Source organism: Niveispirillum sp. FG148 (assembly GCF_057809655.1).
This window is the reverse complement of record NZ_JBMDKJ010000029.1, coordinates 57,729-79,733: the sequence shown is the minus strand read 5'-3', so window position 1 is coordinate 79,733 and position 22,005 is coordinate 57,729. Positions and strand designations below refer to the sequence as shown.

Sequence of the window (22,005 nt, the reverse complement as noted above, 5' to 3'; positions counted from 1 at the left end):
GGGCGGACATGGATGCGGCGGAGGCACTCTACAAACGCGCCATCGACGCAGACCCCAAACGCGCAAGCATCCTCGGCAACTATGCCCTCTTCATGCAGAACGTCCGGGAGGACATGGACGCGGCGGAGGCCCTCTACAAACGCGCCATTGGCGCAGACCCAAAGCACGCAAGCAACCTCGGCAACTATGCCGGCTTCCTGTTGTCCCTGAACCGCGCCGATGAGGGACGCCGGACTTGGGACCAGGCGATGGCGCATGTCGACGGTCAGCCTCCCGACCTCCATCTCGAACTCTGGTTCTACGCCTACGCCCATTTCCCCGACCGGCGGGAAGAAGCGGCGACAGAGATTGAGCGGCGGTTGGCGGCGGGGGATCGGTCGCCGGGCTGGGACCTGTCCGCCAATGTCCGCGCCGCCCTGCCCTCGCATCCGGAGCCCGATCGGCTGATCCGCTTTGCCGAGGCGATTTCGGGGCTGGCTTATCGCGGATAGGTGTTTTTCTGATCGACGGGCCGTAGAGCACAGACGGTACTGACCGACACACCATTGTCGGTCCCTTCCTGTTGCTTTTGTTTCTGTTGTTCCAACTCTGTGCGTGATTTATGTGAGGGGCGCAGGTAAGCTATGCACCCATGGTGTATTCCTTGGCCTGCCTGCGGCGTCCCTTTCTCTCTCTCTGCCTGACCTTGGCCTGCCTGGCTGGGGCCGATATCGCTTGCGCCCGTGATTTGACGCCGGAGGAAAAAGCACGACCGATCGTCATCGCCTCCGACCCCTGGTGCCCCTATGCCTGCGATCCGGAGGCCGATGGCCGTGAAGGCTATATGGTCGACATGATCCGGGAGATATTCGAAGGTGCCGGGCTGAAGGTGGAGTATCGGGTCGTCAATTTCGCCATGATGAAGCGCATGGCCCGCGACGGCAGCGCCACGGCCCTGCCCGGCGCCGCCACCACCATGGATGGGGCCATCCGCCTGCCCGAACTGGCGCAGGGCAATTCCGCCAATGCCGTGGCCTTGAACCGGACGCTCGCCTTCAAGTTCCGCAAGCCGCAGGATTTCGAGCCGTTCCGCCTGGGCGTGATCAAGGATTACGATTATGGCGGCGTGTTGCAGGAGTATGTTGACCAGAACAGCCGCAATCCGGATCGTATCCTGGTGCTGAGCGGGTTCGGCTATTCGCATCTGGTGCAGGGGTTGCGCATGTTGAGCGCCGGACGCATGGACATGCTGCTGGACGACCACAACGTCCTGCGCTGGCAGATAAGGCGCATGGGGCTGGAACAGCATGTGACGACGCAGGGCCTGGGCGATGATGCCGACCTGTTCGTCGGCTTTTCGGAGAATGACCCCCGCACGCCCGTCCTGACCCAGATGATGGCCGACGGCACCCGCCGCCTGCGTGCCAGCGGCCGGCTGGCCGCCATCATGCGCAATTACGGGCTGGAAGAACTGGCCATGACGCTGAACAATTGATGCCAAGGGCCCATCGCGTCGGCTAGGCTGCACGCCTGACAAATGGCGGCGACGGGCGTCCTATGAAATCCGGCAATTCGATCCTTTCCTCCTACGGCACCACGGTTTTCGAGGTGATGTCGCGGCTGGCCGACCAGCACAAGGCGGTCAATCTGGGCCAGGGCTTCCCGGACGGGAACGGTCCCGCCGACGTGGTGGACGCCGCCGCCGATTATCTGATCCAGGGCTGGAACCAATATCCGCCCATGCCGGGGCTGCCGGCCCTGCGCCAGGCGCTGGCGGCGCATAACCGGCGCTTCTATGGGCTGGAGGTGGATTGGGCCACGGAAACGCTGGTCACCAGCGGCGCGACGGAGGCGCTGGCCGCCTGCCTGTTCGGCCTGCTGGAACCCGGCGACGAGGTGGTGCTGTTCCAGCCGCTCTATGACAGCTATGTCCCCATCATCCGCCGCGCCGGGGCCATCCCCCGCTTTGTCAGCCTGAAGGCACCCGACTGGTCCTTTACGGCCGCCGACCTGGACGCCGTGTTCACCGACAAGACCAAGCTGGTCCTGATCAACAATCCGCAGAACCCGGCCGGCAAAGTCTGGGGCCGGGCGGAGCTGGAATTGCTGGCGTCCCGCATCATCGCCCATGACGCGCTGGCCCTGTGCGACGAGGTTTATGAACATCTGGTGTTTGACGGGCGCCGGCATATCCCACTGATGACCCTGCCCGGCATGCGTGACCGCACCTTGCGCATCGGGTCAGCGGGCAAGACCTTCTCCCTGACCGGGTGGAAGGTCGGCTATGTCACGGCATCCGCCGCGTTGCTGGGCCCCGTCATCAAGGCGCACCAGTTCTTGACCTTCACCACGCCGCCCAACCTGCAGCATGCCGTGGCCCTGGGCCTGTCGAAGGAGGATGACTATTTCACGGGGCTGGCCGCCGATATGCAGGCGCGGCGCGATCGGCTGTCGGCCGGGCTGGCGGCGGCGGGGCTGGTGGTGCTGCCCTGTGCCGGCACCTATTTCCTGACCGTCGATCTGTCGGCCAGCGGGATCACGGAACCGGACGTGGATTTCTGCCGCCGCCTGACCGAACAGGTGGGTGTGGCCGCCATCCCGATCAGCGCCTTTTTCGAACAGGACGCCCCCACCCACCTCGCCCGCTTCTGCTTCTGCAAGCGGGACGAGGTGCTGGACGAGGCGGTGCGCCGGCTGGCGGCCGGGGGGGGCTAGCCCCCCCTCACTTCGGCGCGATTTCCAGATATTGCGACAGGTTGAAATCCAGCGGGTTGGGCACAAAGCCCTTCACGCGCGGATCGACCAGCCGGCGGCGGGTATTATGGTGCAGGGGGATGATGACATTGGCAGCCAGTGCCAGGCTTTCCGCCTGCTTCAGCTTCTCCACACGCTGGGCCGGGTCCAGCAGGACATTGGCATCATCCAGCAGCCCGTCAAAGGCCGGATCCTTGTAGCCGGACAGGTTCTGCTGTTCCACATCGCTGCGGAACAGTTGCAGGAAGGAATTGGCGTCGGGGTAATCACCGATCCAGGCATAATACATGATGTCCGGATAGGATTTCTGATTGCCGATATTGGCGACAACGCGGAATTCCTGATTGTTCAACCGTGTCTTCACGCCCAGCTTCTGCCGCCACATGGCGGCCACGGCAACCACGACCTTGCGGGCATTGTCGTTGGTGTAATGCAGCACCTCGATCTCGGGCAGTTCCTTGGCCCCCGGGCCATAGCCGGCTTCGGCGAACAGCTTCTTCGCCATCTCGTCCCGCTGCGCCTGGGTCCAGCCGGCCCAGTCCGGGCGCGGCGGTTCATAGCCGCCGACATTGCCGGGCGGGGTGAAGGTATAGGCCGGCTTCTCACCCCCGCCCACCACCTTCTCGGCCAGCGCCTCCCGGTCGATGGCCATGACCAGGGCGGCGCGCAGCTTGGCATTGGACTTCCACGGCTCATTCTTCAGGTTGAAGGCCATGTAGTAGGTGGAATAGGTCTGCCCGGCCGTGAAGGCCTGGGGCAGGTTCTCCTTGGCAAAGCTGATCTGGGTGTTGGGCAGCGTGTCGGTGACCAGCAGTTCGCCGGCCCGGAAGCGCTTGAATTCCGTATCCTGGCTTTCGGTCATGTAGGAGATGACGGTGTCAATCTTCACCGACGCCGCGTCATGATAGAACGGGTTCTTCACCGCCTTCACATGCGATTGCGGCAGATATTCCACCAGCTTGTAGGCGCCGTTGGAGACAAGGTTGCCGGGGCTGGTGAAATTCTCCCCGAACTTTTCGACATTCGCCTTGTTCACGGGCGCCATGGCCACATGCTGAAGCGAGGCCAGGAAATAGCCTGTGGGCTTTTCCAAGGTCACTTTCAGGGTGCGGGCATCCACGGCCACCACCCCCAGCGTGTCCAGCGGGGCCTTGCCCGCCGTCACCGCCTGGCCATTGACCAGCGGCCAGATGAAATAGGCATAGGGGGAGGCATGCCTGGGATCGGCCAGCCGGCGCCAGGAGAAGACGAAATCCGCCGCCGTCACCGCCGTGCCGTCCGACCATTTGGCGTCGGCGCGCAGGGTGAAGGTATAGACCTTGCCATCGGGGCTGACACTATAGGCCTCGGCCACGCCCTTACGCCCCTGCCCCTTAGCGTCCAGCGTGAACAGCCCTTCGAACAGGTCATAGATGATGCGGGCGGCCGGCTGCAATTCCGACTTGGTCGGGTCCAGCGTATCGGGCGTGGCGCCCGTGCCGCGGGTATAGACCATCTCTGCCTGGGCCGGGGCGGCAACCGACAGGGGCGCCAGGGCCAGAGCGGCCAGCAGCGGGATCAGGCGGGTCTTTTTCATTCTGGGTCCGGGGATTGCTGGCAGGGGCATTGGCAAGGAAGACGGCGGGGCGGCCGGAAACCTCATTCCTTTATAGCCAGGAACCGCGAGGGGTTCTGGTCCAATGGCGTCTTCTGCCAGCCGACCACCCGGGTGCTGACCAGCCGGCGGCGGGTATTGTGGAAGATGGGGATCAGCGGGAAATCAGCCTGATACAGCGCCTCCGCCTTGGCTAGCAGCGCCATGCGCTGGCCTGCGTCCAGGCTGGCATTACCCTGATCCAGCAGGGCGTCGTATTCCTTGTTCACATAGGCCGGGTAATTCTGCTGGGCCACGTCGCTGCGCAGCAGTTTCAGGAAATTGATCGGGTCGGCGAAGTCGCCGATCCAGCCGTAGTAAAGCGCGTCCTTATAGGCCTTCTGATTGCCCGTGGACGACACGACCCGGAATTCCTGATTGTTCATCACCGTTTCGACGCCCAGCTTCTGTTTCCACATGGCGGCGACGGCGACCAGGGTGCGCTTGTTGTTCTCATTCCCGGTCAGCAGCACCTCCACCGGCGGCAACGGCTTGCCGCCGAGGCCATAGCCGGCTTCGGCCAGCAGCTTCCTGGCCAGGGCGTCGCGCTCGGCCGGGGCCAGATCGGCCCAGGCGGGACGGGGCGGTTCATACCCCGCCACTTTGCCGGACGGGGTGAAGCTGTAGGCGGGGCGCAGATCGCCCTGCAGAACCTTGGTGACGATGATTTCCCGGTCGATGGCGATCGACAGGGCGGCGCGCAGCTTCGGGTTCGACTTCCACGGCTCATGCGTCAGGTTCAGGGCCATGAAGAAGGTGGAATATGTGGGCGTCGGCATATATTCCGCCCCCGCCTCCTTGCGCGCCCATTCCACCGCCGTCACGGGCAGCGTATAGGTGACGTCCAGCTCGCCGGCGCGGTACCGCTTCAGCTCCGTATCAACATTCTCCGTCACATAATGGAAGACCGTGTCGATCTTCACATTGGCGGCGTCGCGGTAGAACGGGTTCTTGACCAGCTTGTAATGGGTCTGCGGGATCGATTCGACCAGCTTATAGGCGCCATTGCCCACCACCTGGCCGGCCGGAACCCCTTCCTTGATGGGCGACATGGACTGGTGCGAGATCTGACCCAGGAAATAGGCGGCGGGTTCGACCAGCGTCACCTTCAAGGTCAGATCATCCACGGCCTGCACGCCCAGCGCGTCCAGCGGCTTGGTCCCGGCCGTCACTTCCCGCCCATTGACGATGGGCCAGACATAATAGGCATAGGGGCTGGCCTGGGCCGGGCTGCCCAGACGGCGCCAGGCATAGACAAAATCCCTGGCCGTCACCTTCGACCCGTCCGACCATTTGCCATTGGGCCGCAGATGGAAGGTATAGGTCTTGCCATCAGCGCTGATCTCCCACTTCTCCGCGGCACCGGCCACGGGCTCCCCGTCGGGACCGGGCGTCAGCAGCCCTTCATACAGGTCATAGATGACGATGGATTCGGGCTGAAGATCGGCCTTGCCGGGGTCAATGGTGCCCGGCGCCGACCCGATGCCGCGCCTGAACACCGTTTCCGCCATCGCCGCCTGCGACAACAGGATGGGCGCCAGGGCCAGGGTGGACATAAGCAGCGTGCGGGCAAGACGGCGCATGGGCGTGATTTCCCGGATGTGAAAGGACGGGCCACGCTATGCCCGATCCGTGCCCTTCGCAAGCCTGACGCGGGGCTGCCTTGCGCTTGGACCACAGCTGCCAATATGCTGCTGACCAAATCAACAACCCCAACACCGGCAGGTGGTAATCTCATGTTCGAATGGCTGTCCGACCCGCACGCCTGGGCCAGTCTGGCGACGCTGACGGCACTGGAGATCGTGCTTGGCATCGACAACATCATTTTCATCTCGATCATGGCCAACCGACTGCCCGAAGCGCAGCGCGCCAAGGCCCGGCAGATGGGTCTGGCGCTGGCGCTGATCACACGCCTGGGCCTGCTGGCCTCCATCGCCTGGATCGTGTCGCTGACCCAGCCGCTGTTCAGCGCCTTCGGCCTGGATTTTTCGGCGCGCGACCTGATCCTGCTGGGTGGTGGCATCTTCCTGCTCTACAAGGGCACGCAGGAAATCCATCACACGATGGAAGGCGCACATGAGGAGGAAGGGACCAGCCGCAAGGCCGTCACCTTCGCCGGCGTCATCGTGCAGATCATGGTGCTGGACATCGTCTTCTCGCTGGACAGCGTCATCACCGCCGTCGGTATGGCCGACCACCTGCCCGTCATGGTCACCGCCGTGATCATCGCCGTCGGCGTCATGCTGTTCGCGGCCGGCCCGACGTCGAAATTCGTGCAGGATCATCCGACCGTTAAGATGCTGGCGCTGGCCTTCCTGATCCTGGTCGGCGTGGCGCTGATCGCCGATGGGCTGCAATTCCACATCCCCAAGGCCTATCTCTACTTCGCCATCGCCTTCTCGGTGGGGGTGGAGATGCTGAACCTGGCGGCGTCCAAGCGGCGCCGGGCCAAAGCGGGACTTCCCCCCAGCCATTGACGCAGGCCAGTGAATTCACCCATGTGATGGGGCGGCCACGGGATCCGTGGCCGCCCCTTTTCATGTCGTGCCGATGGAATGTGCCATGACCCGCCTGACCCTGCGCCTGGATTTCGCCAATGGCACCAAGCTGGGCCCCGGCAAGGTAAGGCTGCTGGAAGCCATTGCCGAAACGGGTTCCATCGCCGCGGCCGGCCGGTCCATGGGCATGTCCTACCGCCGGGCCTGGCTGCTGGTGGACGAGGTGAACCGCAGCTTTACCCAGCCCGCCGTCACCGGCCAGACCGGCGGCAGCGGCGGCGGCGGTACCGCCCTGACCGACTGGGGCCGCGAACTGGTCAGCCTCTACCGCCAGATGGAAGCCGAAAGCCGTAGCACCAACGGGGATGTGCTGGCCCGGCTGGAAGGCATGCTGGCGGCGGCTTGCCCGGAATAGCACCTGGTGCTACCTTTTATCCATGACAGGGACTTTGCCGCGATTGCGCACGTTCAAGACCGCTTGGTTCAATCGCGCGGCCCGCAAGGCCCGGATTGGTGACGCAGACCTGTGTGAGGCGATCCGCGCGGTGATGCGAGGTCAGGGGGATGACCTGGGGGGCGGCGTCTTCAAGAAGCGGCTGAACGAGAACCGGCACCGCAGCATCATCGTCGCAAAAGGCGGGCGCTATTGGGTCTATGCCTATCTGTTCGCCAAGCAGGATCAGGCCAATATTGACGAGGCGGAACTGGCGGCTTTCCGGGCACTGGCCGACCTTTACGCCCGTAATGCCAAAGGGCATGGTCAATGACCTTTGGTATCCGCGCCGACCGGCGCGGCGGCGGCCCATGCCGCCGAAGCCCTTGATCTTGATGAATCAAGATCAAGGGCCGCTGGCATAAGACGGCGGCGGAGATCGACCGCGAGATTGCAATCCGTGAACTGGTGGAGATTTGTCATGGCGACGAAGCCTGAATTCAAAAGCGAGGCGATGGCGGCGATCCACAGCGCGGTCGCCGGCATGCATCGTGCGGGGACCATCGACAAGGCAACGATGCGCCGTTTCGATGCGACCTGCCTTATCGCCCCCGAACACATCGACCCATCCGAAATCAAGCGTATCCGTCAGTCCAACAATGTCAGCCAGCCGGTCTTTGCCCGATACCTGAACACCAGCGAAAGCACGGTTGAAAAGTGGGAGAGCGGTGCCAAGAGGCCAAGCGGCATGGCGTTGAAACTCCTGTCGCTGGTCCGCAAGCATGGGTTGGAAATTCTGGCCTGAGTGGAAACCGCTTAAATCGCGCGGACGGGCCCGCGTGAGCGCCTTGCCGCCGCCATCATCGTCCCCCTATAGTCGCCGTCAATCATCTCTTCCTTCGTGGAGTGCATCCGTGAGCGGTTCTGCCTTTTCCCGCCGTCATCTCCTGGCCGCCGGCGCTGTCCTGTCGCTGACCCCTGCCCTGCCCGCCCTGGCGCAGGATGTGCCCGCCATCGACCTGAAGGCGGCGACGGCCGACATTGTCTATGGTGACCCCAAGGCCAAGGTGACGGTGGTGGAATATGCCTCGCTGGCCTGTTCGCACTGCGCGCATTTCGAGAAGGAAATGTTCCCGACCTTCAAGAAGGAGTTCATCGACACCGGCGAGGTGAAGCTGATCTTCCGCGATTATCCGCTGAACGGGCCGGGCCTGCGCGCGCATATGCTGATGCGCTGCGCCGGTGGAGCCAAGAGCCAGGCGTTGAAATCGGCCATCTTCGGCAGCCAGGCCACCTGGCTGAACCAGAATTTCCTGGTCAACCTGGCCAATATCGGCAAGCTGGCCGGCGTGTCGCAGGCGCAGTTCGATGCCTGCATGGCCAACAAGCAGCTGGAAGATTTCCTGGTGAAGGGCCAGTACGTGGCCAGCCAGGAGAAGCAGATCAATTCCACCCCCACTTTCATCGTCAATGATGAATATGTCATCGCCGGCGCCTATCTGGACCAGCTGACCGACGCCGTGGTCAAGGCCGGCGCCAAGCGCAAGGCATCCTGATCCCATGGCGGGGCGGCGTCTGATCCTGGCGGCCTTGCTGTCCGCGCTGGCTTTGCCGGCCGCGGCACAGACGGCCGCCGCCCCGGTGGCGACGGCGACCTTCGCCGATGTGACCTATGGAAGGGCGGACGCGCCCATCACCATCCTGGAATATGCCTCGCTGTCCTGTTCGCACTGCGCGCATTTCCATCAGGATATCCTGCCCAGGCTGAAGTCCCGGTACATCGACAATGGTCAGGTCCGGCTGGTGGTGAAGGACATCCCCAATAACGGTCCCGGCCTGCGCGCCGCCCAGATTGCCCGCTGCACCGGGGATGAGAAGCATGAGAAGCTGGCCGACATCCTGTTCAAGACGCAGGCGCAGTGGCTGAACGCCGATTTCGTCAATGGTCTGACCCGCATCGCCGCCATGGCCGGTATTTCCCCCAGCCAGGTGCAGGCCTGCATGGCCGACAAAAGGCTGGAGGATTTCATGGTCAGCCGCCAGCAGGAGGCGGCGCAGGTCTGGCAGGTGCAGGGCACACCGACCTTCATTATCAATAATGGCGCCGCCCGCGTAGAGGAAGCCAGCGAGACCAAGCTGTTCGCAGCCCTGGACAAGCTGGGCGCCAAGCCGGCCCAGCCGTAAGCGGCGCCTGCTCCCGCCCGCCGGTGATACGGGACTTGACCGGGTGCCGGGTTTATGGTGCCTGCGCGCCTCGTCATCCCCTTCACTGAAACGACACGTCCTTGCAGTTCACCAAGCTTCGTCTTTCCGGCTTCAAGTCCTTCGTCGATCAGACAGAGCTGCTGATCGAGCCGGGGATGACGGGTGTTGTCGGCCCCAATGGCTGCGGCAAGTCCAACCTGCTGGAAGCGCTGCGCTGGGCCATGGGCGAAACCTCGGCCAAGCGCATGCGCGGCGAGGATATGGACGATGTCATCTTCGGCGGCACGGCCACGCGGCCGGCGCGCAATATCTGTGAAGTGACCATGGTGCTGGGCAACAATGCCCGCACCGCCCCCCCACCCTTCACCGAAGCCGAAGAGTTGGAGATCACGCGCCGGCTGGAACGCGGATCGGGGTCGGATTACCGCATCAATGGCAAGCTGGTCCGCGCCCGCGACGTTCAGATCCTGTTCGCCGATCATTCATCGGGCGCCAACAGCCCGTCCATGGTCAGCCAGGGCCGCGTCGGCGCCCTGATCAATGCCAAGCCCGGCGACCGGCGGCAATTGCTGGAGGAAGCAGCCGGCATCAGCGGCCTGCATGCCCGCCGGCACGAGGCGGAATTGCGCCTGCGCGCAGCCGAAACCAACCTGACGCGGCTGGAAGATGTGCTGGCCGCCATGGACGGGCAGTTGCAGGGCCTGCGCAAACAGGCCCGTCAGGCCCAGCGTTACCGTCAGGTGCAGGACCATATCCGCCGGGCCGAAGCACAGTTGCTGCATCAGCGCTGGCAGGAGGCGAACCGCCTGCTGGACCGCGCCCGCGACGGGCACGCGGCGGCCGATCATGCCGTGCAGGAGCAGATGCTGGCCGTCACCGCCGCCGTCACGGCGCGCGATCAGGCGGCGGGCGCCCTGCCCCCCCTGCGGCAGGAGGATGCGACGGCCGCCGCCGCCTTGCAGCGCCTGATCGTGGCGCGGGAGCAGTTGGACGCGGAGGAGGCGCGGGTCAAGGAAGCCCATGGCGCCATGCAGCGCCGGCTGGCGCAACTGGCGACCGATCTGGCGCGTGAACGGGCGCTTGCCGCCGATGCCGACAGCGCCGCCGCCCGCCTGGCCGAGGAACGCGCCCAATTGCTGGACGCCCAGGGCGAGGAGGCGATGGAGCTGGAAGCAGCCGAAGAAGCCCTGCTGACGGCCCGCGACGGGGTGGAGGCGGCCGAACGCGACCTGTCCCGCGCCCTGGAGGCTTCCGCGGCCGAAGAAGCGGCGCGCAGCACGGCCCAGGGTCGGCTGCGCGATTGCCAGGGCCGCCTGACCACGCTGGAACGAAGGCTGGCCGAACAGGCCGCACTACTGGCGGCCCTGGACGCGAAGATCGGCGACGATGCCGCCCTGGAAGCCGCCGCCGAAGCAACGTCCCAGGCCGAAGGCCGGCTGGAACTGGCGCGGGAGACGGCAGAGACGGCGGAGGAAGCCAAGCACGCGGCCGACACCGCCCTGGAACAGGCCCGCAGCGATGGGCAGGCGGCGCTTTCCGACAGCCGCGCCGCCCTGTCCCGGGCCGAGGCGCGCGACACGCAATTGCGGGCCGAACGCGACGGGCTGCGCGCCCTGCTGAACCTGGAGGAAGAGGACCTCTTCCCGCCCCTGATCGATGCGGTGACGGTCGCCGCGGGGTATGAACAGGCGCTGGCCGCCGCCCTGGGCGATGATCTGACGGCGCCGCTGGACGAGGCGGCGGCCCGCCATTGGCGTACCCTGCCGCCGTTGCCGGCCCGCCCCCTGCCGGCGGGGGCGGAGCCCTTGTCGGCCCAGGTAAAGGCGCCGGCCGAACTGGCGCGCAGCCTGTCCCATATCGGGCTGGTGGCGGATGCGGCCATGGCCCGGCGCCTGTCGCCCGATCTGTCGCCGGGGCAGGTGCTGGTCAGCCGCGATGGCGGGGCCTGGCGCTGGGACGGGCTGACCGTCACGCCGGGCGCGCCCACGGCCGCCGCCATCCGCCTGACCCAGCGCAACCGGCTGGCGGAGATTGAGGCCGATCTGGAACAGGCCGACGCCGCCCTGTCCGCCGCCCGCAGCGCCCATGCGGCCGTGGCGGCACAGGGCGAGGCCGCCATCCAGGCCGCCCGCCGCGCGCAGGAGGAGGCGTCGGCCCGCGACCGCAGCGCGCGGGAGGAGGTGCGCCGCACCTTCGCCGGCCTGGAACAGGCCCGCAGCGCCCAGGCCCGCCTGACCAGCGAGGCGGCGGCCGCCCGCTCCCGCCGCGATGCCCTGGCCCAGGCGCTGGACGCGCTGCGCCAGGATCAGGCCGACGCCGCCCAGGCCGTGACCGACGCCCAGGCGGCATTGGACGCTCTGCCCGACCCGACGCTGGCCCGCATGGCGGTGGCCGATGCGCGCGGCCTGCTGGCCGAACAGCGCGGGCACCTGTCAACGGCGCAAGGCGCCGTGGACCGGGTGAAGCGCGACGCCGAACAGCGCCGCCGCCGCCTGTCCACCCTGATCGCCGAGGAAGCCTCCTGGAAGGCGCGGGTGGAAGGGGCGGCCAGCCGCCTGTCGGAACTGACCGAGCGGGCCGAGGAAGGCCGCGCCGAACTGGAAGCCCTGGCCGAACGCCCCATCGAGATCGAGGCGGAGCGCGAGGCCCTGCGCGGCCAGATCACCACGGCCGAGCGCCGCCGCCGGCAGACGGGCGACGCCCTGGCCGCCGCCGAAACCGCCCTGTCCCAGACCGACCAGATGGTGCGCCGGACAGAGGCAGCATTGGCCGACGCGCGCGAAGCCCGCGCCCATGCCGAGGCCGCCGTGGCCCAATCCCTGTCGGCGCTGGCCGGGCTGGTGGAACGGGTGCGGGAAAAGCTGGATTGCGAACCAGGGGAGGTGCTGGCCACGGCCGGCGTCGACCCGGAGGAGGAGATGCCCCCGCCGTCGCAGTTGGAACAACGCCTTTCCCGCCTGATGGAGGACCGGGAGCGCATCGGCCCCGTCAATCTGCGGGCAGAGGTTGAACTGGCGGAGATGGAGGCGGAGACGGCCAAGCTGACGGCCGAGCGTGACGACCTGACCGCCGCCATCGCCCGCCTGCGCCAGGGCATCGGCGCCATCAACCGGGAGGCGCGGGAAAAGCTGCTGGCCAGCTTCGATCTGGTCGACGGGCATTTCCAGCGCCTGTTCACCAAGCTGTTCGGCGGCGGGGCGGCGCATCTGAAACTGACGGAAAGCGACGATCCGCTGGAAGCGGGGCTGGAGATCTATGCCAGCCCGCCCGGCAAGAAATTGCAGGTCCTGTCGCTGCTGTCGGGCGGGGAACAGGCGCTGACGGCCCTGTCGCTGCTGTTCGCCGTTTTCCTGTGCAACCCCGCCCCCATCTGCGTGCTGGACGAGGTGGACGCCCCCCTGGACGAGGCCAATGTGGGGCGTTTCTGCGACATGGTGGAGGAGATGGCCGCCAGCGGCGCCACCCGCTTCCTGATCGTCACCCACCACCGCCTGACCATGGCCCGCATGCACCGCCTGTTCGGCGTGACCATGATGGAACGCGGCGTCAGCCAACTCGTCTCCGTCGATCTGGCGCGGGCAGCGGAGATGGTGGAGGCGTAAGACCTGCCCCACCACCCCCATCCCCGCGGCGACAGGCCGGCCGCGACCGCCTGTTACTCCACGCGGCAATTCTGCTGGGTATAGCCGAACCCCTGATTATCCAGGGCGAGGGTCAGCTTGCAGGGATTGGTGGAGGACGCACGGATCGGGCCCAGGCAAACTGCGCCCTCGGGCGTGAATCCTTCCAGGAACCAGATATGCCCGACATAGGTGGTGTAGCTCGCAGTCTGCTTGGGCTGCAGCGTCGTGTAATGCGTCAGGACGCCGTCATAATCGGCCCACAGAACATTGATCTGGCTGCTGGTCGTGTTCTGCAGGGTCAATCCGGTCTTGGCACCGTTGGAGGGAGACGGCGCCTGCTGATTGTCGCATTGCTGCGCAACGGCCTGGGAAGCCGCAAACATGGAGAGGACAGCAGCGCAGGCCATGGCAAACTTACGCATGTGAAACTCCTCGGTGTTTGTTTGGTTGTTGATTTAAATGGAAGAACCCATCCCCGTCGACAGACATCCGGCTTGCCTATTCAACGGGTGGGACAGAAGCCGGGGGATGCCGAACGGCGTTATTGACCCACCTTCGTCACCCGGCCGCTGAAGCTCTGCCCCGTGTTGGGGTCCTGGCAGGCGCAGCCGCTCCCTTCGCCGGCATTGGCCGGGCAAATGAGGGTATAGGGGCCAGCCCCAGATTTGGCGGCACACATCGGCCCGACCTGCATTCCGTCGGCGTCGACCCCCTCCGCCGGACCGATATCAGCCGCGGCGCCGTCATCGGGCTTACAGGCCAGGAAATTGATACCGGCGCTGTTTGTCACCGACGTGCATTGCGAGGCCACCGAGCCATCCTGGGCAGCCGCGGGCATTGCAAGAAAAGCCAGAACCAGGAAGGATGAAATCGACACCTTCGACATCACGGCTGCTTCCCCGCATATTGGTAAATATTTGGTTTAATTAACATGCGTTTGTTGGAAAATCAATCGCCAGCCGATCCTATGGTTGTGACAAGTATTAGCCCGGAAGAGTAAGCGCCGGCACAAAGCGCATTCGGATTAAGCCGTCATGGCTCCACGCCAGGAGAGATGATGGAGGGCGGCTGCAGTCGCCGCAGTACCACGGTCAGGAATTTTGACCAGTGATATAAACGGGCCTGCCAGCCCCCCCGGATGCCGGTGGAATAGCAGCCCTACCCTTACGCCGCCACGCTCTCCCCCTTGGCCCCACCCGCGCGCAACTCATCAAGGCATTCATTGCGGCAGATGCGATAGGCGCCGGGCGTCATGCCCACGGCGCGGCCGAAAATGCCGGTCAGGTGGGCCTGGGAGGAAAAACCGGTTTCGGCCGCCACCTCGGCCAGCGGCAGGTCGGTTTCCAGCAGCAGGCGCTTGGCCCCGTTGACACGGCGGGCCAGGACATAGCGGTGGGGCGCCTGGCCCGTCGCCGCCTTGAAACGGCGGGCGAAATGGCTGGGCGACAGGTCGGCGACGGCGGCCAGCACCGTCAAAGGCAGGTCTTCGTCAAGGTGCTGCTCGATGTACAGCACGACGCGGCGCAACTGTACCGGGGACAAAGCCGGTACCGGCAGCGCATCCGTGCCCGCTTCCTGCCGACGGGACAATATGGATTCCACCGGCTCTGTTTCGGCCGCGATGCAGGCGGTGAACTGCGGCAGCAGGAAATCGGACGGCACGACGGGCATGGCGCTTCCCCTGTCGGAACGGCCCCCACCGGGCACCGTGATCCAGCAAGATGGTTCACCGCACAGCGACGCCAAGCCATCCGTGCCCAGGTTCACGACCATACGGGGACGAGGTGGCGTAGCGGCAAGGCGCGGCGGATGGACATGGAATGGCCGGCGGAACCGGGGCGAAAGCCCCGACCGGCACGATCATTATCCTGCACCAGCCCGGAACTCCGCGCTGTGCGCCCCGTCACTCGCCCGCAAAAAAGGGCGGGAACCCGCCGCTGTTACCGATAGCAGCCGGTACCCGCCCCCGTGGCCTGTCACAGCCGCTCAGGCCTTCATGCTGCCCGTCTTTTCCCGGCGGATATGCCAGGCAAAGGCTTCCTCCAGCACATGCGGGGTGTGGCCGCCACGCGCCTTGGCCCGGGCGTAATAATCGGCCAGTTGGTCGCGATAGGCGGGGTGGACGCAATTGGCGATGACCAGTTCCGCCCGCTCCCGCGGGGCCAGACCACGCAGATCGGCCAGCCCCTGTTCGGTGACCAGGATATCCACATCATGCTCGTTATGGTCGACATGGCTGACCATGGGCACGACCGATGAAATGGCCCCGCCCTTGGCGATGGACTTGGTCACGAACACCGACAGATAGGCATTGCGGGCGAAATCGCCCGACCCGCCAATGCCGTTCATCATATGGGTGCCGTTCACATGGGTGGAATTGACATTGCCATAGATGTCGAATTCCAGGGCCGTGTTGATGCCGATGACACCCAGGCGGCGGATGACTTCGGGATGGTTGCTGATCTCCTGCGGGCGCAGGACCAGCTTGTCCTTGTACTGGTCAAAGCGCGGGAAGACGCGCGCCCCGCAGGCATCCGACAGGGTGACGGAGGAACCGGAGGCGAAATTCAGCTTGCCGGCATCGAACAGGTCAAAGGTGCTGTCCTGCAACACCTCGCTATACATGCGCAGATCGTGGAACGGGCTGTCGATCAGCCCGTGCAGTACGGCATTGGCGATGGATCCGATGCCGGCCTGCAAAGGGTTCAAGGTCATGTCCAACCGGCCCTTGGCCACTTCCGTCTTCAGGAAGTCGATCAGGTGGCCGGCGATGGCGACGGTCTCCCCGTCGGGTGGTTCGACATTGGCCGCACTGTCATGCTTCTGCGTGACGACGATGGCCGCAATCTTGTCCGGGTCGATGGGGATATAGGGGGTGCCGACGCGGCTGTCGCAGGCTTCCACCGGGATGGCGTGGCGCGTGGGCCGCTTGGTCGGGATATAGATGTCATGCAGCCCTTCCAGCGCCAGCGGCTGCGACAGGTTGATCTCCACGATCACCTTCTTGGCCAGGATGGCGAAGCTGGCCGTGTTGCCCACCGATGTGGTGGGGACGATGCCGCCATCCTCGGTAATCGCCGTCGCCTCGACGATGGCGATGTCGATCGGGCCCATCTGGTTGGACCGCAGCAGTTCCACCGTTTCCGACAGATGCTGGTCGATGAACATCACCTCGCCGCGGTTGATGGCGGCGCGCAAGGTCGGGTCGGACTGGAACGGCAGACGGCGGGCCAGCACGCCGGCCTCCGTCAGGATCTTGTCGATATTATTGCCCAGCGACGCGCCGGTCATCAGCGTGATGCGCAACGGATGGGTGGCGGCGCGTTCGGCCAGGGCGACGGGCAGCGCCTTGGCATCGCCGGCGCGGGTAAAGCCGCTCATCCCGATGGTCATGCCATCCTGGATCAGCAAGGCCGCTTCTTCCGGCGTGACAATCCGGTTCAGAAGGGACGGGCGGCGAATCCGGTCTTGATACATGTTTCCTCTACCTTTTATCGCTTCTCAGCGCCTCCATTCCCTCCCATTGGACGATGCTGCGGTCTGTCGCCGCATTTGGACTGGAATATGCGGACGCGCCGACATTTCCCCAACCCCGAAAAAGGTCGCGCATCATGCCGATAGGGTTCAAGCGAATTCATCCTTCCCGCACTTGTTCCATCCGCATCGGTCGCTTCACGGAAGTTTTTTTATTCTCAATAGCTTAAATAGACAGGCCGGCAGGCGGCCACAGCGACGCCTGAACCTGTCGCATAAACGTCCCGACATTTCCACGCACGGGGTTTCCACCAGGATTGCCATGAATCATTGCGCCCGGGTTCCGGCAGCCCCACAATCCCCCGCCTTCCCCGTCGACCCGGACGTCGAGATGCTGCGGCACCTGATCGCCCTTGCCCTGCTGCTCCTGTTCGCCGCTCCGTCGGGGCTGGCAGAGACCGTCCTGCATCGCGGCAATCTGCTGGAACCGGAAAGTCTGGATCCGCACAAGGCGACAGGTCTGCCGGCGGCCATGATCTTCTACGATCTCTATGAAGGGCTGCTGACACGGGGTCAGGATGGCCTGCCGCGTCCTGGTCTGGCCGACCATTGGGATGTCGGACATGACGGGCTGACCATGACCTTCTATCTGCGGCAGGGGCTGCGCTGGTCCGACGGGTCGCCGATCACGGCCCGTGACGTTGTCTACACCTTCCGCCGTCTGGCCGACCCGGCCCAGGACGGGCGCCAGTCCAACCTGGTCTGGATGCTGAAATATGGCCGCTCCATCACGGGCGGCCGGGTGACCGATCCCCGCCTTCTGGGGGTGGAGGCGGTGGACGACCTGACTGTCCGCTTCACCCTGGAACAGCCCTACCCGTTCTTCCCCGCCCTGCTGGGCTATCCCATGCTGGGCATCCTGCCGGAAGCGCCCCTGACGGCACTGGGCAAGGATTTCTTCAAGCCCGGCAATCTGGTCTCTTCCGGTGCCTACAAGCTGGCGGAATGGGTGCCGGGCCGGCATGTGAAGCTGGTCCGGAATCCCTTTTACCGGGAGGATGCGCATACCCGCATCGACAGCGTCTATTTCCACGTTTCCGGCAACGAGGAAGCGGAGCTGCAGCGCTACCGCGCCGGTGAACTTGACGTGACGTTCAATCTGGCGCCGGGGGGCCTGGCCTGGGCCCGGACGGAGGCCGCCGCAGCCGTGCGGGAGACGCCGCTGCTGGGCGCCTATGGCTACTATTTCAACATGACGCGGGAACCATGGCGGTCCAGCCAGCCGCTGCGTCAGGCCCTGTCCATGGTTCTGGACCGACAGGCCCTGATTGACGGGGCCTTGAACGGCCTGTCGGCACCATCCGTCAGCTTCGTGCCAGCCAGCGTCCACGGTCCCTATGTACCCGCACGCCCCCACTGGGCCGACTGGCCGCTGAAACGGCGCATCGCCGCCGCGCAGCACCTGTTGACGCAGGCCGGATATCCCGGCGGGCGGGGATTGACGGTGGACATGATGTACAGCGCCGCCGAAAGCAATGCCCGTCTGGCCCGCGCCATGGCGGAGATGTGGAAGACCAGCCTGGGCGTGGCTTCCCGCCTCACGGAACTGCCCTGGAAGGATTATCTGGCTGCGCGTCAGGGCAAATCCTATCCGGGCCTGATCCGCGGCGGCACGGTCGGCGCCTATGACGATCCCAATGCCTTTCTGGAACTGCTGCGGTCGGAAATGGGGACCGGCAATCCCGCGGGCTATGCCAACCGCGCCTACGACGCGCTGATGGCTGCGGCCAATCGCGAGAATGACCCGATGCGCCGGCTGGCCCTGCTGGCCCGTGCCGACCAGATGATCACGGACGATGCCGTGGCAATCCCGCTGCATATCGGCCGCCGCTACCGGCTGGTCAGCCCGCGCGTCCAGGGCTGGGTGGTCAACAATGTGGAGGCCAACCCCACGCGATTCCTGTCGATGACCGCACAGCTGGCCGAAAAGCGGCCCTGACAGAGGGCCAATTGCCGGGAGGGGCTGGACTTGCGCGCCCATTGACCGCACATAGTCGGCATCCACCCTGTCGGAGCCCCCCGCCTATGCGCATCGCGCGTCGCCTCGCCCCGGCCGCCCTTGCGGCTTTCGCCACCCTGTCGCTGGCCCTGGCCGGCACGGCCCTGCCCGCCCGCGCCGAAATGGTGCTGAACCGTGGCAACCAGGCCGAACCGACCTCAATGGATCCGCAGAAGGGCACCGACATGCAGTCGGCCCGCATCGGCTACGACCTGTTCGAAGGGTTGCTGACCTTCGGCCCGGACGGCAAGGCCATACCGGGCGCCGCGGAAAAGTGGGAGATCAGTGCCGACGGCCTGACCTACACCTTCACCCTGCGCGCCGACGGCAAATGGTCGGACGGCACACCGGTGACGGCCGATGATTTCGTCTTCGCCTGGCGCCGGCTGGTCGATCCGAAGACGGCTTCCGACTATGCCTATTTCCTGTGGCCCGTGAAGAACGGGGAGGCGATCAGCAATGGCAAGGCCGCCCCCGACACGCTGGGCGCCGTCGCCGTCAATCCACGCACGCTGAAGGTCACGCTGGAACGGCCCACGGGTTACTTCCTGGGTTCGCTGCTGCACCGCATGACCTATCCGCTGTCCAAGGCGAATGTGGAGAAGTTCGGCCCCGATTTCGTGAAGCCGGGCAACATGGTCTCCAACGGCGCCTACAAGCTGACGGAGTATGTGCCGCAATCCTATGTGAAGGCGGTGAAGAACCCGTTCTTCCGCGAGGCGGCGACGGTGAAGGTGGATACGGTCGTCTTCCACCATACCGACAGCCCGGAGACGGAGTTGCGCCGCTTTCGCGCGGGCGAGCTGGACATCGTGCAGATGGCGCCCGTCACCCAGATCGACTGGCTGCGCCAGAACATGCCGGAGACGATGAAATTCTATCCGGTGCTGGGCACGCAGTATCTGGCCGTCAACATGACCCGCGAGCCGCTGAAATCCAGCCCGAAGCTGCGTCAGGCCCTGTCGCTGGCCATCGACCGGCAGATCATCGTGGAGAAGATCACCAAATCGGGCGAGGTGCCGGCCTTCACGCTGACGGCGCCGGGCGTGCCCGGATATAGCCTGCCCGATGCCAACATGGCCAAATCCACCCAGGCCGAACGCGACGCCATGGCCAAGAAGCTGGTGGCGGAAGCGGGGTATGGGCCCGGCGGCAAGCCGCTGGACGTCGAGATCCTGCACAACACCAATGAAAGCACCCGCAAGATTGCCGTCGGCGTTGCGTCGATGTGGCAGTCCAAGCTGGGCGCCAAGGTCAATCTGAACAATCAGGAATGGAAGATCGTCCTGCAGAACGCGGGCGAGAAATCCTACAGCGGGACCGTGGTGCTGGGCTGGATCGCGGACTATGCCGATCCCTACACGTTCCTGAAGCTGTTCCTGTCGGATGTCGGCAAGATGAACCGCGCCGGCTATGCCAGCAAAGCCTATGATGAGGGACTGGCCGCCGCCAACCTGTCCACCGACCCCGCCAAGCGCCTGGCGATGCTGGCAGATGCGGAAGCCACGATGCTGACCGACGCCCCCATCATCCCCCTGTACCACACGGCCTATCGCAACCTGGTCCATCCGCGGGTCAAGGGTTGGTTCGAAAGTCCGATGGGCGTGCAGCCCACCCGGTATCTGGAAGTCACGGGACGCTGAGCGGCCCCATCGGCAGCGCGGGCGGGCCAACGACCCGCAGCGATCCATACGCGACAACGAGAATGTGAAGGACAAGGGGATGGCGCAGTTGTGGAATGCCGTGCGCGGTATGGTGGCGGCCACGATCCTGGTCGCGGCAACCCTGACCGGTGCGACATCGGCGCAGGCGGAAAAGGTGCTGCATCGGGGCAACGGCTCCGAGCCGGAGACGATCGATCCGCAGAAATCGACCGGTACGCCGGAAAGCTGGCTGGAATTCGACCTGTTCGAAGGGCTGCTGGTGCCCGATGGCCGCGGCAACTTCATCCCCGGCGGCGCGGAGCGCTGGGATGTCAGCGCCGATGGCCGCACCTACACCTTCCATCTGCGCCGCAGCGCCAAATGGTCGGACGGCACGCCCGTCACGGCGCAGGACTGGGTCTATTCCTGGCGCCGTCTGGTCGACCCCAAGACGGCGGCCGACTACGCCTATTACATCTGGCCCGTGAAGAATGCCCAGGACATCACCTTCGGCCGCAAGCCGCCGACGGATCTGGGCGTGCGCGCCGTGGACGATTACACGTTTGAAGTGACGCTGGCGACGCCGACCCCCTATTTCCTGTCCACGCTGCACCACCACGCGACCTATCCGCTGTCGAAAGCCAATGTCGAGAAATTTGGCCCGGATTTCCTGAAGCCCGGCAACCTGGTTTCCAACGGCGCCTACAAGCTGGTGGAGGCGGTGCCGCAGAGCCATATCAAGCTGGTCAGGAACAGCTTTCACTATGACGATGCGAACACCCGCATCGACACCGTCTATTTCTACCCGACAGAGAACCAGGAAGCGGAGCTGAAGCGCTTCCGTGCCGGCGAGCTGCAGGTGACCTATGAGGTGCCGGTGTCGCAGATGCAGTGGCTGCGGCAGAACATGGCCAACCAGCTGCGGCTGGCTCCCTATTACGGCACCTATTACTACGCCCCCAACCTGACGCGCGAACCGTGGAAGTCCAGCAAGGATCTGCGGCTGGCCCTGAACCTGGCCATCGATCGCGACATCATCGTCGACAAGATCAACCAGCGGGGCGAATCCCCGGCCTACAGCTTCGTGCCACCCGATACGAAGAATTACACGGCCCAGGCGCCCGATTACGCCAGATGGACCCAGGCGGAACGCGATGCCAAGGCCAGGGAACTGATCGTCAAGGCCGGCTATGGTCCCGGCGGCAAGCCGCTGGAAGTCGAAATCCTCTACAACACGTCGGAGAACCACAAGAAAGTCGCCATCGCCGTGGCCTCCATGTGGCAGCAGAAGCTGGGCGTCAAGGTCACGTTGAACAATCAGGAATGGAAGGTCTTCCTCTCCACCCGCGACCAGAAAGTCTTCAAGGACGTGGTACGCCATGGCTGGGTCGGCGATTACAGCGATGCCAACAATTTCCTGGAGCTGCTGCGGGGTGACATCGGCAAGCAGAACCCGTCTGGCTTCGATGATCCGCAATATGACCGGCTGATCGCGGAAGCCAATGTCACCCCCGACCCCGCCCGCCGGGCCGAACTGATGCAGCAGGCCGAGCGGCTGATGCTGGATGCACAGGCCCTGTTCCCCATCCATTTCTACAGTTCCAAGCACATGGTCAACCCCAAGCTGATCGGCTGGACCGACAATGTGCAGGACTATCATCCGACGCGCTTCCTGGACCTGGCGCCCTGACCGGCGCGCGGCGC

The 22,005-nt window shown here is 65.0% G+C and carries 19 protein-coding genes; 13 read left to right on the top strand and 6 right to left on the bottom strand.

All coding sequences use genetic code 11. The features are described 5' to 3' along the window. The 3 genes from ACODTW_RS23050 to ACODTW_RS23040 all read left to right on the top strand — a co-directional run. A partial coding sequence (locus tag ACODTW_RS23050; RefSeq protein ID WP_488948472.1) for a tetratricopeptide repeat protein occupies positions 1 to 491 on the top strand: 491 nt, incomplete at its 5' end. Between the two features lie 140 nt (positions 492 to 631). Continuing rightward, positions 632 to 1,474, top strand: a complete 843-nt coding sequence (locus ACODTW_RS23045; RefSeq protein WP_488948471.1) for a substrate-binding periplasmic protein — start codon at positions 632 to 634, stop codon at positions 1,472 to 1,474. A 62-nt stretch (positions 1,475 to 1,536) separates the two neighbouring features. Continuing rightward, a complete protein-coding gene (locus ACODTW_RS23040) occupies positions 1,537 to 2,694 on the top strand; it encodes an aminotransferase (protein ID WP_488948470.1) in 1,158 nt (385 codons plus the stop codon). A gap of 7 nt (positions 2,695 to 2,701) precedes the next feature. On the opposite strand, the gene ACODTW_RS23035 is transcribed toward ACODTW_RS23040, so the two are convergent. After that, a complete protein-coding gene (locus tag ACODTW_RS23035) occupies positions 2,702 to 4,309 on the bottom strand; it encodes a peptide ABC transporter substrate-binding protein (protein WP_488948469.1) in 1,608 nt (535 codons plus the stop codon). Between the two features lie 62 nt (positions 4,310 to 4,371). After that, entirely contained in the window at positions 4,372 to 5,949 is a 1,578-nt protein-coding gene (locus ACODTW_RS23030) for a peptide ABC transporter substrate-binding protein (protein ID WP_488948468.1), read from the bottom strand. Positions 5,950 to 6,102: 153 nt separating this feature from the next. Here ACODTW_RS23030 and ACODTW_RS23025 point away from each other — a divergent pair, with 153 nt between their 5' ends. From ACODTW_RS23025 to smc, 7 genes are all read left to right on the top strand, one after another. After that, positions 6,103 to 6,843: a TerC family protein gene (locus ACODTW_RS23025; protein ID WP_488948467.1), complete on the top strand. Its 741-nt coding sequence runs from the start codon at positions 6,103 to 6,105 to the stop codon at positions 6,841 to 6,843. Between the two features lie 85 nt (positions 6,844 to 6,928). After that, positions 6,929 to 7,279 carry a winged helix-turn-helix domain-containing protein gene (locus tag ACODTW_RS23020; RefSeq protein ID WP_488948466.1) on the top strand — a complete coding sequence of 117 codons (351 nt, stop codon included), beginning with the start codon at positions 6,929 to 6,931 and terminating at the stop codon, positions 7,277 to 7,279. A gap of 43 nt (positions 7,280 to 7,322) precedes the next feature. Beyond that, positions 7,323 to 7,631, top strand: a complete 309-nt coding sequence (locus tag ACODTW_RS23015; protein WP_488948465.1) for a type II toxin-antitoxin system RelE/ParE family toxin — start codon at positions 7,323 to 7,325, stop codon at positions 7,629 to 7,631. Positions 7,632 to 7,778: 147 nt separating this feature from the next. Next, the gene (locus tag ACODTW_RS23010; RefSeq protein ID WP_488948464.1) at positions 7,779 to 8,102 is read left to right on the top strand and encodes a helix-turn-helix domain-containing protein; all 324 of its coding nucleotides are present in this window, start codon (positions 7,779 to 7,781) and stop codon (positions 8,100 to 8,102) included. Between the two features lie 109 nt (positions 8,103 to 8,211). After that, on the top strand, positions 8,212 to 8,853 hold the full coding sequence (locus ACODTW_RS23005; protein ID WP_488948463.1) for a DsbA family protein: 642 nt from the start codon (positions 8,212 to 8,214) through the stop codon (positions 8,851 to 8,853). A 4-nt stretch (positions 8,854 to 8,857) separates the two neighbouring features. Next, positions 8,858 to 9,481, top strand: coding sequence for a DsbA family protein (locus tag ACODTW_RS23000; RefSeq protein ID WP_488948462.1), 624 nt, complete (start codon positions 8,858 to 8,860; stop codon positions 9,479 to 9,481). Positions 9,482 to 9,582: 101 nt separating this feature from the next. Then, entirely contained in the window at positions 9,583 to 13,104 is a 3,522-nt protein-coding gene (gene smc, locus ACODTW_RS22995; protein ID WP_488948461.1) for a chromosome segregation protein SMC, read from the top strand. 53 nt (positions 13,105 to 13,157) lie between these two features. Here smc and ACODTW_RS22990 read toward each other — a convergent pair whose 3' ends face one another. From ACODTW_RS22990 to scpC, 4 genes are all read right to left on the bottom strand, one after another. Then, positions 13,158 to 13,547, bottom strand: coding sequence for a VHL beta domain-containing protein (locus ACODTW_RS22990; RefSeq protein WP_488948460.1), 390 nt, complete (start codon positions 13,545 to 13,547; stop codon positions 13,158 to 13,160). Between the two features lie 119 nt (positions 13,548 to 13,666). Beyond that, the gene (locus ACODTW_RS22985) at positions 13,667 to 14,011 is read right to left on the bottom strand and encodes a hypothetical protein (protein ID WP_488948459.1); all 345 of its coding nucleotides are present in this window, start codon (positions 14,009 to 14,011) and stop codon (positions 13,667 to 13,669) included. A gap of 278 nt (positions 14,012 to 14,289) precedes the next feature. Further along, a complete protein-coding gene (locus tag ACODTW_RS22980; protein WP_488948458.1) occupies positions 14,290 to 14,796 on the bottom strand; it encodes a helix-turn-helix domain-containing protein in 507 nt (168 codons plus the stop codon). 315 nt (positions 14,797 to 15,111) lie between these two features. Then, positions 15,112 to 16,602 carry a succinyl-CoA:acetate CoA-transferase ScpC gene (gene scpC / locus ACODTW_RS22975; protein ID WP_488948457.1) on the bottom strand — a complete coding sequence of 497 codons (1,491 nt, stop codon included), beginning with the start codon at positions 16,600 to 16,602 and terminating at the stop codon, positions 15,112 to 15,114. 388 nt (positions 16,603 to 16,990) lie between these two features. On the opposite strand from scpC, the gene ACODTW_RS22970 reads away from it, so the two are divergent. From ACODTW_RS22970 to ACODTW_RS22960, 3 genes are all read left to right on the top strand, one after another. Then, the gene (locus ACODTW_RS22970) at positions 16,991 to 18,598 is read left to right on the top strand and encodes a peptide ABC transporter substrate-binding protein (protein ID WP_488948456.1); all 1,608 of its coding nucleotides are present in this window, start codon (positions 16,991 to 16,993) and stop codon (positions 18,596 to 18,598) included. 86 nt (positions 18,599 to 18,684) lie between these two features. After that, positions 18,685 to 20,301, top strand: a complete 1,617-nt coding sequence (locus tag ACODTW_RS22965; RefSeq protein ID WP_488948455.1) for a peptide ABC transporter substrate-binding protein — start codon at positions 18,685 to 18,687, stop codon at positions 20,299 to 20,301. A 79-nt stretch (positions 20,302 to 20,380) separates the two neighbouring features. Beyond that, positions 20,381 to 21,991, top strand: a complete 1,611-nt coding sequence (locus tag ACODTW_RS22960; protein WP_488948454.1) for a peptide ABC transporter substrate-binding protein — start codon at positions 20,381 to 20,383, stop codon at positions 21,989 to 21,991. The last annotated feature ends 14 nt before the right edge of the window (positions 21,992 to 22,005 follow it).